Here is a 14,831-nt window from a genome sequence, read left to right on the forward strand (position 1 = left end):
AGTCCACGATGCCGCAGCCGATTCGCCTCAAGGATCACGAAAAGGACGCTCGCCTGGTCAAGCGCCGGGTGGTCGTCGGCGGCGTGGTGATCGTCCTGCTGACCTGTGTGCTGATCATGCGCATGTACTACCTGCAGGTGGTTCAGTACGAGCATCACAGCACCCTGGCGGAAAACAACCGTATCCATGTACAGCCCGTTCCGCCCACCCGGGGGCTGATCTATGACCGTAACGGCGTGATCATCGCCGACAACCGGCCCAGCTTCAGCCTGACCGTGACCCGCGAGCGTGCCGGCGACTGGCAGCAGGTGCTCGATACCGTGGTCGAGGTGCTCGACCTGACCGAGGAAGACCGTGCTCTGTTCGACCGTCGGGTGCGCCAGGGGCGGCGCCCGTTCGAGCCGGTGCCGATCCTGTTCGAGCTTTCCGAGGAGCAGATCGCCCGCATCGCGGTCAACCAATTCCGCCTGCCGGGTGTCGAGGTGGCTGCGCAGCTGGTGCGTCATTACCCTTTGCAGGAGCACTTTGCCCACTCGGTGGGGTACGTCGGGCGGATCAACGAGCAGGAGCTCAAGCGCCTGGATCCGACCGAATATGCGGGCACTCACCATATCGGCAAGACCGGTATCGAGCGCTTCTACGAGGATGAGCTGCACGGCGAAGTCGGCTATGAAGAGGTCGAAACCAACGCCCGTGGCCGCGTGCTGCGGGTGCTCAATCGCATCGATCCGAAGCCGGGCAAGGACATCGTCCTGAGTCTCGACTCGCGCCTGCAGGAAGCAGCCGAGAATGCCCTGGGCGGGCGGCGCGGGGCGGTGGTCGCGATCCAGCCGAAGACTGGCGAGGTACTGGCCATGGTCAGTCAGCCGAGTTTCGACCCCAACCCTTTCGTCACCGGCATCAGCTTCAAGGCCTACGGCGAGTTGCGCGACTCCATCGACCAGCCGCTGTACAACCGGGTGTTGCGTGGCCTCTATCCGCCGGGCTCGACCATCAAGCCGATGGTCGCCGTCTCGGGGCTGGATGCCGGGGTGATCACCCCGGCCACGCGGGTATTCGATCCGGGCTTCTACCAGTTGCCCAACAACAGCCACAAGTACCGTAACTGGAACCGCAGCGGTGATGGCTGGATCGATCTCAATCTGGCCATCGCCCGTTCCAACGACACCTATTTCTACGAGCTGGCGCACAAGATGGGCATCGACCGTCTGCATGACTACATGAGCCGCTTCGGTCTCGGCCAGCGAGTGGCGCTGGACATGTTCGAAGAGACCTCGGGCCTGATGCCGTCGCGCGACTGGAAGCGTGCGCGCTTCCGCCAGCCCTGGTATCCGGGCGAGACGCTGATTCTCGGCATCGGTCAGGGCTACATGCAGACCACGCCGCTGCAGCTGGCGCAGGCCACCACCTTGATGGCCACGCGTGGCAAGTGGATTCGTCCGCACCTGGCCAAGAGCGTCGGCGGTGTCCAGCCGGTGGACCCCAACCCGATTCCGGATATCGTCCTGCGTGATCCTAAGTTCTGGGAATACGGCATTCACGGCATGGAAGAAGTGCTGCACGGTGCTCGCGGCACGGCGCGCAAGGTGGGCGACAGCGCGGTCTATCGCATCGCCGGCAAGAGCGGGACGGCGCAGGTGGTCGCTATCAAGCAGGGCGAGAGGTACGACCGCAACAAGGTGCAGGAGCGCCACCGTGACCATGCGCTGTTCATCGGCTTTGCGCCGGCGGACAACCCGCAGATCGCCGTCGCGGTGATGGTGGAGAACGGTGAGTCCGGCTCCGGCGTCGCCGCGCCAGTGGTCAAGCAGGTAATGGATGCCTGGCTGCTGGATAAAGATACCGGTCAGCTCAAGGCCGAGTTCGCCTTGCCCACGCCTGCCGAGGTCAGTCAGCGATGATCAGCAATTTCGACCGTACCCTGTCCGACGAAGACGTCCTGCGCCGTCGCGCCAGCCTGTTGCAGCGCATGCATATCGATGGCTGGTTGCTGTTGCTGTTGCTGATTCTGGGGACCGGCAGCCTGTTCATTCTCTATTCGGCCAGTGGCAAGAACGTCGAGCTGCTGATCAAGCAGGCGTCGTCCTTCGGCATCGGCATGGTTGCAGTGGTGGTCATCGCCCAGTTCGACCCGCGCTTCATGGCGCGCTGGGTGCCGCTGGCCTACGTGATCGGAGTCGCCCTGCTGACGGTGGTGGAGGTCATGGGGCACACCGCCATGGGCGCTACGCGCTGGATCAACATCCCCGGGGTGATTCGCTTCCAGCCCTCGGAGCTGATGAAGATCATCATGCCGATGACCATCGCCTGGTACCTGTCGCGGCATAACCTGCCGCCGCGCTTCAAGCATATCGTCGTCAGCCTGGCCATGATCATCGTGCCGGTGGTGCTGATCGCCAAACAGCCGGATCTGGGCACCTCGCTGCTGATTCTCGCCTCGGGTGGTTTCGTCGTGTTCATGGCGGGGCTGCAGTGGCGCTGGATCCTGGGGGCGGCGGCAGCGGTGGTGCCGATTGCCGTGGGCATGTGGTTCTTCCTCATGCATGACTACCAGAAACGCCGCGTGCTGACCTTCCTCAACCCGGAGAGCGATCCGCTCGGCGCGGGCTGGAACATCATCCAGTCCAAGGCCGCCATCGGCTCTGGTGGCGTACTGGGTAAGGGCTGGTTGCTGGGCACCCAGTCGCACCTGGATTTTTTGCCGGAAAGCCATACGGACTTTATCATTGCCGTGCTCGCGGAGGAGTTCGGCCTGGTCGGTGTCTGTCTGCTGTTGCTGCTCTACATGCTGTTGCTGGCGCGCGGCCTGGTGATCACTGCCCAGGCGCAGACGCTGTTCGGCAAGCTGCTGGCCGGGGCGCTGACCATGACCTTCTTCGTCTACGTATTCGTCAACATCGGCATGGTCAGTGGTTTGCTGCCGGTGGTTGGGGTTCCGCTGCCCTTCATTAGTTATGGCGGAACCCATCTGGTCACGCTGTTGTCAGGCTTCGGGATATTGATGGCGATTCACACTCATAGAAAGTGGATCGCTCAGGTTTGATTTTGGGGGTTTTGAGTTAATGCATTCTCTGCGCAGTTGGGCAGCTCGTACGTTCATTGGCGTTGGCATCGCCGGCATGCTCGGCAACAGTGCCCAGGCGCTGGCGGCCGATTACCAGAACTCACCGCAGGTGACCGAGTTCGTCGAGGAAATGACACGCGACTACGGTTTCGCCAGCGAGCAGTTGTACGCGCTGTTCGCCGGTGTCGAGCGTAAGCAGGCCATTCTCGACGCCATCTCGCGTCCGGCCGAGAAGGTCAAACCCTGGAAGGAATACCGGCCGATCTTCATCACCGACAAGCGTATCGCCCAGGGTGTTGAGTTCTGGAGCAAGAACCAGGCGGCGCTGGAGAAGGCCGAGGCCGAGTACGGCGTGCCGCCGCAGTTCATCGTTGCGATCATCGGTGTAGAGACCTTCTACGGCGGCAACACCGGCAGTTGGCGCGTGATGGACGCGTTGTCCACCCTGGCGTTCGATTATCCGCCGCGCTCGCCGTTCTTCCGCAAGGAGCTGCGTGAGTTTCTCATGCTGACCCGTGAAGAGCAGGTCGACCCGCTCTCGCTCAAAGGCTCCTACGCCGGGGCCATGGGCCTGCCGCAGTTCATGCCGAGCAGCTTCCGCGCCTATGCCGTGGATTTCGACGGCGACGGGCATATCAACATCTGGAGCAACCCGACCGATGCCATTGGCAGTGTCGCCAGTTATTTCAAACGTCACGGCTGGCAGGCCGGTGGTCAGGTCGCCAGTCGCGTTGAGGTCAGTGGTGCGCGTGTCGACGAAGGCCTGACCCAGGGCCTGGATCCGGTGAAGAACGTCGCCGAGCTGCGCGAACTGGGCTGGAGCAGCCAGGACCAGCTGGCTGAAGACGTGCCGGTCACCGCGTTTCGTCTGGAAGGTGCCGAAGGCGACGAATACTGGTTCGGTTTGCCCAACTTCTACACCATCACCCGCTACAATCGCAGCGTGATGTATGCCATGGCAGTCAACCAACTGGCCGAGCTGCTGGTCGAAGCACGGGGTAATCGATGAGTGCATCAAAACTGCTGCCGCTGGCAGCCTGCGTAACGGCAGCGCTGTTGCTGGCGAGCTGCTCCTCCAATCGGGCGCCGCAGCCAGGCACCGCGCCCGGGCAGTCGGCCGGTATCTCCGGGCCGGACGATTTCAACCGCCCGCATCGTGATGGCGCGCCCTGGTGGGACGTCGACGTCTCCAAGATTAAGGATGCCATTCCCATGCCGCACTACGGGCCGGTCAAGGCCAGCCCCTATGTGGTGTTCGGCAAGCAGTACTACCCGATTCAGGACGCGCGCCGTTATCAGGCGGTCGGCCCGGCGTCCTGGTATGGCACCAAGTTTCACGGCCAGGCCACCGCCAACGGCGAGACCTACGACCTGTACGGCATGACCGCTGCGCACAAGACCCTGCCGCTGCCCAGTTACGTGCGCGTGACCAACCTGGAGAACGGCAAGGTCGTGATCCTGCGAGTCAACGACCGTGGGCCGTTCTATTCGGACCGCATCATCGACCTGTCTTTCGCGGCGGCGAAGAAGCTTGGCTATGCCGAGAAAGGCACGGCGCGGGTCAAGGTCGAAGGTATCGATCCGCATGAGTGGTGGGCGCAGCAGGGTCGTCCGGTGCCGCTGGTGCTGGCCAACAACCAGCCAGCCAAGGCAGCCGTCGCCCAGCCGGCGGCCCAGCCAGTAGCGCCTGCCGTCGAGAAGTACGCGCCGCCGCCTGCTCAGCACGCCGCTGCGGTGGTGCCGGTACAGATCGACGCAAAAAAAAACGATTCACTCGGAGCTTCTGGCCTGTATCTCCAGGTGGGAGCCTTCGCCAATCCGGACGCTGCGGAGCTGCTCAAGTCCAAGCTGAGCCAGACCAGCAGTGTGCCGGTGTTCATCAGCTCAGTGGTGCGCGACCAGCAGATTCTGCATCGGGTCCGAATGGGGCCGATCAGCAACCAGGGCGAGGCTGAGCAGCTGCAGAGCAGCGTGCGGCTTGCCAACCTTGGCCAACCCACACTGGTACGTGCCGACTGATGGCACTTAACCGGCTTTTGCCGGACTAAATCCGAGGCTTGCCCGTTGGCGAGCCGCAAGATGGCCCTGCGGGGCCGTACAAACCCATGCAACGATTTTCGAGAGACGGATGAACATCACCAGCTTCGTGCAACGTGCTTCACTGGTACTGACCCTTCTGGCCGCGCCACTTGCCATGGCCAACCAGCAGGTGGTGCCTGCGGCGCCGCAACTGGCCGCCAAATCCTACGTGCTGATGGACGCCGCCAGCGGCAACGTCCTGGTCGAGAACAATGCTGACCAGCGCTTGCCGCCAGCCAGCCTGACCAAGCTGATGACTGCCTACATCGCCACCCTGGAAATCCGCAACGGCAAGATCGGCGAGAAGGATCTGGTCACCATCAGTGAGCACGCCTGGCGTACCGGTGGCGCCGCCTCCGGTGGTTCCACCATGTTCCTGCCGCTCAACAGCCAGGCCACGGTCGACGACTTGCTGCACGGCATCATCATCCAGTCCGGTAACGACGCGAGCATCGCCATCGCCGAGTACATCGCCGGTAGCGAAGACGCCTTCGCCGACATGATGAATGCCACTGCCGAGCGTCTCGGCATGAAGAACAGCCACTTCATGAACGCTACTGGCCTGCCGCATCCGGATCACTACTCCAGTGCCCATGACATGGCGATCCTGGCTCGCGCGATTATCGATGAAGACGCGGAGCACTATGCGATCTACTCGCAGAAGGAGTTCCTCTGGAACAACATCAAGCAGCCCAACCGTAACCTGCTGCTGTGGCGTGACCGCACTGTCGACGGCCTGAAAACCGGCCACACCTCCGAGGCTGGCTACTGCCTGGTGGCGTCGGCCGTACGCGATGGTGCACGTATGATCACCTCGGTGTTCGGCACTGACAGCGAGCAGGCTCGCGCCGCGGAAACCCAGAAGCTGCTGACCTATGGCTTCCGTTTCTTCGAAAGCCGCACCTTCTACCAGAAGGGCGCCGAGCTGGCCCAGGCCACCGTGTGGAAAGGCGCGACGAACCAGGTCAAGGCGGGGCTGGCGGAAAACCTGACCATGACCATGCCCAAGGGCCAGCTGGAAAAACTGCAGGCCAGCATGACGCTCAACCCGCAGCTGATCGCACCGATCCAGCAGGGCGACGTGATCGGCAAGGTCGAAGTCAAACTGGGTGACGAGGTGGTGCGCAGCACCGATCTGGTGGCGCTGCAGTCGGTGGAAGAGGGCGGCCTGCTGCGTCGTCTGTGGGACAGCATTCGCCTGTTCTTCTTCGGCCTGTTCAACTGATCGGGCACGCTGGAAGCGAGCCACGTTGTGCTCCAGCATTGAAAACGGCGGAGCAGTACCCATTTACGTCTTGTAAAGGGGGCTGCTCCGCCGTTTCATTCAGCCTGTCTTCTGGGCGCTGGGTCTTGTGCCGAGCGTCTCATGGACGCGCCCTGACTTACCAGTCCGCTCCAGTCCGGGGCGGCCCTTTCTGGACGGGCCACAGGCCCGCTGACGACATGACCGATAATGACGTTCAACCACCCAAGATCGAATTTCCCTGCGAGCGTTACCCGATCAAGGTGATCGGCACTGCTGGCGAAGGTTTTTCCGATCTGGTGATCGAAGTGATCCAGCGCCATGCGCCGGATCTGGATGCATCCACGCTGGTGATGCGTGATAGCCGCAATGGCAATTTCCTCTCCGTGCAGGTGCTCATCACCGCGGCCAGCATCGAGCAGCTGCAGGCGATTCACGTCGATCTGCGTGCCACCGGCCGCGTGCACATGGTGCTGTGAAGCCGATGCCTGAACTCATCGTTCGCCACCTTGGTCTGGTCGATTACCAGCCCACGCTGGAGGCCATGCGTCGGCTCACCGTCGAGCGTGACGCACAAACGCCAGACGAGATCTGGTTGTTGCAGCATCCCGAGGTGTTCACCCAGGGGCAGGCTGGTAAAGCCGAGCATCTGCTGGCGCCAGGCGACATTCCGGTGGTGCAGGTCGAGCGTGGCGGCCAGGTGACCTATCACGGTCCTGGCCAACTGGTGGCCTATCTGATGCTCGATCTGCGTCGTCTCGATCTTGGCGTGCGTGAGCTGGTCACCGCCATGGAGCAGAGTCTGGTCGACCTGCTGGCCAGTTACGGCATCGAGGCCGCGCCCAAGGCGGATGCGCCGGGTGTGTACGTGGCGGGCGACAAGATCGCGTCCCTGGGCCTGCGCGTCAGCCGTGGCTGCTCGTTCCACGGCCTGGCGCTGAATGTCGATATGGACATGTCGCCGTTCTTGCGCATCAATCCTTGCGGTTACGCCGGGTTGAAGATGGTGCAGGTGCGTGACCTGCTGCAAGCGCCGCCGGCGTTCGACGAGGTGGCACAGCGTCTGGAGAAGGCGCTGCGTGACAGGCTGGGCTATCAGTAAGCAGCGGCAAACGTGCAGAAACAAAAAGGGGCGCCATGGCGCCCCTTTCGTTTATCCAACGCTACCCGTCAGTTCAGGTTCAGTGCCGGAATCAGGCTGGTATCGACTTCCTGGCCAGGCACCGGAACCGGTGCGGCAAGGCCTAGGTTGTTCTTCTCGAACACGCGGTCGGCGCGGTAGCTGGAGCGCACCAGCGGGCCAGCGGCGACTTCCATGAAGCCCTTCTCCAGGCCGATGTCACGGAAGCGATTGAACTCTTCCGGGCTGACCCAGCGCTGCACCTTGAGGTGATTGCGCGTGGGCTGCAGGTATTGACCGAGGGTGAGGATGTCGACGCCGATGGCGCGCAGATCATCCATGGTCTCGATGATCTCTTCGTCGGTTTCACCCAGGCCCAGCATCAGGCTGGTCTTGGTCAGCACGTCGGGGCGGTGCTTCTTGGCGTGCTCGAGGACCTTGAGGGTCTTCTCGTAGCCGGCGCGTGGGTCGCGCACCACATGGGTCAGGCGTTTGACTGTCTCGACGTTCTGCGCGAAGACTTCCAGGCCGGAATCGACCACGCGCTCGATGGCCTGGTGATCGCCGTCGAAATCCGGCGTCAGGGCCTCTACTACCACTTGTGGGGTGTTTTCCTTGATTGCGCGCACGCAGGCCGCATAGTGCCCGGCGCCGCCGTCTTCCAGGTCGTCACGGTCTACCGAGGTCAGCACGATGTAACGCAGCGCCATCAGTTCTACTGACTTGGCGGTGTTTTGTGGCTCTTCCAGATCCAGCCAGCCGTTGGGGTTGCCGGTGTCGACGGCGCAGAAGCGGCAGGCGCGGGTGCATACCGAACCCATCAGCATGATGGTGGCCGTGCCGTTGGACCAGCATTCGCCCATGTTCGGGCAATGCGACTCCTGGCAGACGGTGCTCAGGCGGTGCTCGCCGACGTTGCGCTTGACCGCTTCGAAGCGGCTGCCGCCAGGGGCCTTGACTCGCAACCACTTGGGTTTGGGTTCGAAGACCTGGGGTTCGGCCGAGGCGCGGCGCTTCTGACCATCCTTGATCGCGGTGATGCCTTGGGCGGTGCGGAATTTTTCGCCGCTGGCGACGGATTTGGGCGAGGAGGTGTCGGACATCGGAAATCAGGGCTCCGGTAGAGGCTCCGTGGGCAGGTGGCTTTTGGCCGCCGGCCAGTCTACCACAGAAGGTGTATGCAGACGCTGGGGCCGCCTGTCGACAAAATGCCGATGACACGCCTGGTCGGGCCGTTGCCTGCCAGCGATGGCAGGTAACAGGGACGGCGTTTGGGCTTAGCGTGCGCGCAGCTGTTGCAGCAGCTCGGTATTGGGGTAGCCATCGGCTGGCCAGTTCAGTTGCAGCTGCAGGGCACGGATGGCTTTGCGCGTATTGGCGCCGATGATGCCGTCGGCCGGGCCGGGATCGAATCCGGCCTTGGTCAGCAACTCCTGCAGTTCGACGCGTTCGCTACGCCCCAACTGGCGTTCGCCGCGTGGCCACTGCCCTTTGACTTCGCTCGGGCGCAGCAGGTTGTCGGCCAGCAGGCCGATGGCCAGCGCGTAGGAGGTGGAGTTGTTGTACTTGAGGATGCTGCGGAAATTGTCCAGCAGCAGGAAGGCCGGGCCCTTGTGCCCGGCGGGCAACTGCAGGCTGGCGCGTGCGCTGGCGGCGGCGCCGGTCGGCGCCAGTGGACGTACGCCAAGCTCGGCCCATTCGGCCAGCGTGCGGCGCTGGTCCGGGTCGGCCAGGGCGTAGTCGAAGCCATCGGGCAGGTTCACCTCGAAGCCCCAGGGCTGGCCACGCTGCCAGCCAGATGCCTGCAGGTAGTGCGCCGCCGAAGCCAGGGCATCGGTCGAGGAGTTCCACAGGTCGCGCTTGCCGTCCCCGTCGAAGTCCACCGCATGCTGGTTGTAGGTCGTGGGCATGAACTGGGTCTGGCCCATGGCGCCGGCCCAGGAGCCAATCATGCGCTCGCTGGCCACGTCGCCGTTCTGCAGGATCTGCAGGGCGGCCAGCAACTGCACGCGCCAGAAACCCTGACGACGACCGTCATAGGCGAGGGTGGCGAGAGAGCGAATGACACTGTTGCTACCGATGTTGTTGCCGAAATTGCTTTCCAGGCCCCAGATGGCGACCAGAATCTGCGCTTCGACACCATATTGCTGTTCGATGCGTTGCAGTACGGCGTTGTGCTGCGCCAGCAATACTCGGCCACGGCCAATACGGCTGGAGGACACGGCGCCGTCGAGATACTCCCACACCGGGCGAGTGAACTCGGGCTGGCTGCTGTCGGCCTTGAGCACTGCAGGGTCGGGGCTGATGCCGGCGAATGCGTGGTCGAACAGGCTGGCGTCGATGCCGGCGGCAATCGCTTCACTGCGCAAGGCTTGGCGCCAGTCGGCGAAACTGCTCAATGGCACTGCGATGGTGGGCTGGGGCATTGCCGGAGTCGTGGCGGTCGGCAGATTTTCCGCTGGGGCCTGGGCACAGGCGGCCAGTAGCAGGAGAGGAAGCAGAGCCAGGGCGCGACGAGGAAACTGGTGTGGCATGTCTATCTCAGGGCGTTTAAGCAGGCGGTTACCTTAGCATGCCCGACGGGGATTCTGGGCTATCAGCGAAACGAAGAGGCCCATAAAGCAAGAAGCCTCCCAATTGTGGGAGGCTTCGCGGCGGTAGCTGCCTTTGCCTTTCTGTGGTCGTTCCTGGCGGGAGCGAAACAGTGGCTGGGCGACGATGGATTTGGCCTTGTTCGGCCGTTTGCCGGTTTTCTTGCTCATGGCGTTTCCTCATGCAGACTGGTCTGCGCCAATGCAGACGGCGCGGACTATGCGCCGCTGTACAGAAAATGTCCAGCGTACCCAGGCTCAGTCGAGGCGTAGCCGTTGCCCGGACAGCTGCAGGGTCAGCATGGCCAGCTCGCTCCAGGGGTTACCAGGCGCCTGACCCTTGATCTGCGCGTCGATCAGCTGCGCCTGCTGCAGCAACTGGCCCCAGCGCTTGCTGCTGTGGCGTTGCAGCGCCTTGGAGACCAGCGGTCTGCGTTTGTCCCATACGGGCGGACGAGCGCTGGAGAAGGCCTTGTCCAGCGGGATGCCCTGGCTCTGCTGATGGGCGATGCAGGCCAGCAGGCGAATCTCGCGTGCCAGGGCCCAGAGAATCACCGGGGTTTCCACGCCTTCGCCGCGCAGTCCTTCGAGCATGCGCAGGGCGTGAGCGGCATCGCCGCCGAGCGCGCAGTCGATCAGGCCGAATACATCGAAGCGGGCGCTGTCGGCCACGGAAGCCTGGACGGTTTCAGCGTCGATCTGGTTGCCTGTGGCGAGCAGCTTGAGTTTTTCCACTTCCTGGGCGGCAGCCAGCAGGTTGCCTTCCACCCGTGCGGCGATCATGTCCACAGCGTCGGCGCTGGCGCTGAGGCCGGCCTGGGCCAGGCGCTGGCGAATCCACTGCGGTAACTGGTTGGCATCCACCGGCCAGATCTGGATGAACTGGCAGGCCTGGCCGTCGATCAGGGCCTTGGCCCATTTGGATTTCTGCGTGCTACCGTCGAGCTTGGGCAGGCTCAGCAACAGGACGGTGTCCTCGGGCGGCCGGGCCAGGTATTCCAGCAAGGCTGCGGCGCCCTTGTCGCCAGGCTTGCCGGACGGCAGGCGCAACTCCAGCAGACGCTTCTCGGCGAACAGCGACAGGCTCGCGCCCGCCTGCAGCAGATTGCCCCAGTCGAAGTTGGCTTCGGCATTGAACACCTGGCGTTCGCCGAAACCCTGCTGGCGGCAGGTATTGCGGATGGCGTCAGCGGTTTCCTGGCACAACAGCGGCTCGTCACCGCTGATCGCATAGACCGGTGCGAGAGAGCCTTGCAGGTGTTTGCCGAGCTGGGCGGGGGCGAGCTTCATCGAGGTGATGCCATCGAGGCGAGTGGATCAGGGCCACCGCAGCGGCCCTGGTGCCGTTACTGGACCGGCAGTTCGATCGGCGACTGCTGCGGGGCGACCTGGCTTTCGCGAGCACGACGCGCCGCTTCCAGGGCTTCGGCTTCTGCCTTGGCGCGGGCTTCGGCGGTCTGCTGCAGTTGGTCCAGATGCTCAGGGGTGATCTGCTGCAGGTTCTGCGCAAGTTGCTGGATCATTTCACGGCGCAGCTCGCCGCGCAGTTGAGCCGCTTCCTGGTCGGAGCCGGCCAGGTTGTTATCGTCCTGCTGGTAGTAGTTCTGCACTTCCACCTCGTTACCGGTCAGCAGCAGGTTCTTCGCGCCGCGGATCTCATATTCCAGGCGCATGGTCAGCTCGTACTCGGCGGTACGTGCGCCGCTGCTGTAGCTGGCACTGCGACGATTCTCGGTTTCGCGGGTGATCACCAGCTTGTAGGGCGCGCCGGCGTAAACGCGGACATCGTTGTTTTCCAGTACTTCACGCACTTGCTGCACGGTATCGCCATAGGCGTCGCGCGCGCTGACATCGAGTTCCTTCAGGGCGAACTGCACATCGCCGGTGCCGCGCAGCTGGAAACCGCACGCGCTGAGCAGGCCAGCCAGGCCGATGACCAGCAGATTCCGTTTCATCATTCTCATATCCCCTTGGCGGATCACGACGCCACACATGTGTGGCGCCGAGCTTAATCAGTTGGCGACTATGTTGACCAGCTTGCCTGGCACCACGATGACCTTGCGAATGCTCAGGCCTTCGGTGAAGCGCAGCACGTTCTCGTTGGCGCGGGCGGCGGCTTCGACCTCTTCGCGGGAAGCGGATGCCGGAACCTCGATCTGCCCGCGCAGCTTGCCGTTGACCTGTACCACCAGGGTCAGGCTGTCCTGCACCAGAGCGGACTCGTCGACCTGCGGCCATTGCGCATCGATCACCGCATCGGCGTGACCGAGGCGCTGCCACAGTTCGTGGCTGATGTGCGGGGTGATCGGCGCCAGCAGCAGGGTGACGACTTGCAGGCCTTCGTGAACCAGTGCGCGATCCTGTTCGGTCGCGGTGGCAGCCTTTTCCAGCACGTTCATCAGCGTCATCACCTGGGCGACGGCGGTGTTGAACTTGTGGTGCTGGCCGATATCGTTGCTGGCCTGCTTGATCGCCAGGTGAATGGCGCGGCGCACGGCTTTCTGCTCGTCGGACAGCGCGGCGACATCCAGCTGGTCCGGCAGGCCGGCGGCGACATGGCTGTGGGCCAGACGCCAGACGCGACGCAGGAAGCGGTTGGCGCCTTCGACGCCGGCATCCGACCATTCGCAGCTCTGGTCGGGCGGCGAGGCGAACATCATGAACAGGCGGCAGGTGTCGGCGCCGTAAGCATCGATCATGTCCTGCGGGTCGACACCGTTGTTCTTCGACTTGGACATCTTCTCGGTGCCGCCGATTTCCACGGCCAGGCCGTCGCTCTTGAGCTTGGCGCCGATGACCTTGGCCTTGGTATCACGCTCGACTTCGACGTCGGCCGGGTTGAACCAGTCCTTGCCGCCGTTTTCCAGGGTGCGGTAATAGGTCTCGGCGACCACCATGCCCTGGGTCAGCAGGTTCTTGAACGGCTCGTTGGAGGACACCAGGCCCTCGTCGCGCATTAGCTTGTGGAAGAAGCGCGCGTACAGCAGGTGCAGGATGGCGTGCTCGATGCCGCCGATGTACTGATCCACCGGCAGCCAGTGGTTGGCCGCAGCCGGATCGACCATGCCCTTGTCGTAGTTCGGGCTGGCATAGCGGGCGAAGTACCAGGACGACTCGACGAAGGTGTCCATGGTGTCGGTTTCGCGCTTGGCCGGGGCGCCGCATTTCGGGCAGCTGCATTCGTAGAACTCGGGCATCTTGGCCAGCGGCGAGCCGGCGCCATCCGGCACCACGTCCTCGGGCAGCACCACTGGCAACTGGTCTTCCGGTACCGGCACGTCGCCACAGCTGTCGCAGTGGATGATCGGGATCGGGCAGCCCCAGTAGCGCTGGCGGCTGATGCCCCAGTCGCGCAGGCGGAACTGGGTCTTGCGGGTGCCGTGCGCGCTGGCTTCCAGGTCGCCGACGATGGCGTCGAAAGCGGCGCTGAAGTCCAGACCGTCGTACTTGCCGGAATTGATGGTGGTCAGGCCGGTCTTGTCGCCGTACCAGTCCTGCCAGGTGCTGGCGTCGTAGTCCTTGCCTTCGCCGGTGTAGACCTGCTTGATCGGCAGGTCGTACTTGCCCGCGAATTCGAAGTCGCGCTCGTCATGCGCCGGTACGGCCATCACCGCGCCTTCGCCGTAGCCCCACAGCACGTAGTTGGCGACGAATACCGGCAGCTTGTCGCCGGTCAGCGGATGAGTGACGAACTGGCCGGTGGCCAGGCCTTTCTTCTCCATGGTGGCCATGTCGGCCTCGGCCACGGAGCCGGCCTTGCACTCGGCGATGAAGGCGGCGATGGCCGGGTTGCCCTCGGCAGCGCGCTGGGCCAGCGGGTGCTCGGCGGCCACGGCGACGTAGGTGGCACCCATCAGGGTGTCGGGGCGGGTCGAGTAAACCTTCAGTTGGCCGTCGATGCCGATGCTGGCGACGTCGTAGTCGAAGACGATGTCGGCACCGAAACTCTTGCCGATCCAGTTGCGCTGCATGGTCTTGACCTGCTCGGGCCAGCCATCGAGCTCATCCAGGCTGCTCAGCAGCTCTTCGGCGTAAGCGGTGATCTTGAAGTAGTACATCGGGATTTCGCGCTTCTCGATCAGCGCGCCCGAACGCCAGCCACGGCCGTCGATGACCTGCTCGTTGGCCAGTACGGTCTGGTCCACCGGGTCCCAGTTGACGGTGCCGTTCTTGCGGTAGATCACGCCCTTCTCGAACAGGCGGGTGAACAGCCACTGTTCCCAGCGGTAGTAATCCGGCTTGCAGGTGGTGACTTCGCGTGTCCAGTCGATGGCCAGGCCCAGCGATTTGAGCTGGGACTTCATGTAGGCGATGTTCTCGTAAGTCCACTTGGCCGGCGCCACCTGGTTCTTCATCGCGGCGTTTTCCGCCGGCATGCCGAAGGCGTCCCAGCCCATCGGCTGCAGCACGTTCTTGCCCTGCATGCGCTGGTAGCGCGCGATCACGTCACCGATGGTGTAGTTGCGCACATGCCCCATGTGTAGCTTGCCGCTGGGGTAGGGGAACATCGACAGGCAGTAGAAGGTGTCCTTGCCGGGCTGTTCGCTGACGACGAAGGATTTTTGCGCGTCCCAGTGGGACTGCGCGGCGGCTTCTATTTCACGGGGCGAGTACTGTTCGTGCATGGCTCTGGCGCTGAAGGAATGGGGCTTGCGGAAAACGTCGTAGCATACATGAGCGCCGTCTGCCGAGGGAAACCCGATTGTGCTGCCCCCGCCGTTTGTCGCGGCGCCA

The 14,831-nt window shown here is 63.5% G+C and carries 12 protein-coding genes and 1 pseudogene; 7 read left to right on the forward strand and 6 right to left on the reverse strand.

Annotation, left to right across the window (positions count from 1 at the left end):
- Window positions 1–8: 8 nt before the first annotated feature.
- The 7 genes from mrdA (at window position 9) to lipB (ending at window position 7,488) form a co-directional block, all read left to right on the forward strand.
- Window positions 9–1,901 (forward strand): penicillin-binding protein 2, encoded by a 1,893-nt coding sequence (gene mrdA / locus PCLY_RS17145; protein ID WP_061240830.1) that lies wholly within the window; start codon window positions 9–11, stop codon window positions 1,899–1,901.
- A complete protein-coding gene (gene rodA, locus PCLY_RS17150; RefSeq protein ID WP_061240831.1) occupies window positions 1,898–3,043 on the forward strand; it encodes a rod shape-determining protein RodA in 1,146 nt (381 codons plus the stop codon). Before mrdA ends, rodA begins: the two co-directional genes overlap by 4 nt.
- A 19-nt stretch (window positions 3,044–3,062) precedes the next feature.
- Entirely contained in the window at window positions 3,063–4,073 is a 1,011-nt protein-coding gene (gene mltB / locus PCLY_RS17155; RefSeq protein WP_061240832.1) for a lytic murein transglycosylase B, read from the forward strand.
- Window positions 4,070–5,083: a septal ring lytic transglycosylase RlpA family protein gene (locus PCLY_RS17160; RefSeq protein ID WP_061240833.1), complete on the forward strand. Its 1,014-nt coding sequence runs from the start codon at window positions 4,070–4,072 to the stop codon at window positions 5,081–5,083. The genes mltB and PCLY_RS17160 overlap by 4 nt, the downstream gene beginning before the upstream one ends.
- 109 nt (window positions 5,084–5,192) lie before the next feature.
- Entirely contained in the window at window positions 5,193–6,368 is a 1,176-nt protein-coding gene (locus tag PCLY_RS17165) for a D-alanyl-D-alanine carboxypeptidase family protein (RefSeq protein WP_061240834.1), read from the forward strand.
- A 218-nt stretch (window positions 6,369–6,586) separates the two neighbouring features.
- A complete protein-coding gene (locus PCLY_RS17170; protein WP_061240835.1) occupies window positions 6,587–6,865 on the forward strand; it encodes a DUF493 domain-containing protein in 279 nt (92 codons plus the stop codon).
- Window positions 6,866–6,870: 5 nt separating this feature from the next.
- The gene (lipB, locus tag PCLY_RS17175; protein ID WP_061240836.1) at window positions 6,871–7,488 is read left to right on the forward strand and encodes a lipoyl(octanoyl) transferase LipB; all 618 of its coding nucleotides are present in this window, start codon (window positions 6,871–6,873) and stop codon (window positions 7,486–7,488) included.
- A gap of 68 nt (window positions 7,489–7,556) precedes the next feature.
- On the opposite strand, the gene lipA is transcribed toward lipB, so the two are convergent.
- The 6 genes and pseudogenes from lipA to leuS all read right to left on the reverse strand — a co-directional run bounded on the left by lipA (window position 7,557) and on the right by leuS (window position 14,722).
- On the reverse strand, window positions 7,557–8,609 hold the full coding sequence (gene lipA / locus PCLY_RS17180) for a lipoyl synthase (protein WP_061240837.1): 1,053 nt from the start codon (window positions 8,607–8,609) through the stop codon (window positions 7,557–7,559).
- A gap of 174 nt (window positions 8,610–8,783) precedes the next feature.
- A complete protein-coding gene (locus PCLY_RS17185) occupies window positions 8,784–10,040 on the reverse strand; it encodes a lytic murein transglycosylase (RefSeq protein ID WP_061240838.1) in 1,257 nt (418 codons plus the stop codon).
- 81 nt (window positions 10,041–10,121) lie between these two features.
- Window positions 10,122–10,268, reverse strand: a pseudogene (gene arfA, locus PCLY_RS24555) (alternative ribosome rescue factor ArfA); the annotation flags it as partial.
- Window positions 10,269–10,355: 87 nt separating this feature from the next.
- Entirely contained in the window at window positions 10,356–11,387 is a 1,032-nt protein-coding gene (gene holA / locus PCLY_RS17190; RefSeq protein ID WP_061240839.1) for a DNA polymerase III subunit delta, read from the reverse strand.
- A gap of 56 nt (window positions 11,388–11,443) precedes the next feature.
- Window positions 11,444–12,055: an LPS-assembly lipoprotein LptE gene (locus PCLY_RS17195; protein WP_061240840.1), complete on the reverse strand. Its 612-nt coding sequence runs from the start codon at window positions 12,053–12,055 to the stop codon at window positions 11,444–11,446.
- 54 nt (window positions 12,056–12,109) lie between these two features.
- On the reverse strand, window positions 12,110–14,722 hold the full coding sequence (leuS, locus tag PCLY_RS17200) for a leucine--tRNA ligase (RefSeq protein ID WP_061240841.1): 2,613 nt from the start codon (window positions 14,720–14,722) through the stop codon (window positions 12,110–12,112).
- Between the last annotated feature and the right edge of the window lie 109 nt (window positions 14,723–14,831).

Source organism: Ectopseudomonas composti (assembly GCF_001567565.1).
Classification (GTDB): Bacteria; Pseudomonadota; Gammaproteobacteria; order Pseudomonadales; family Pseudomonadaceae; genus Aquipseudomonas; species Aquipseudomonas composti_A.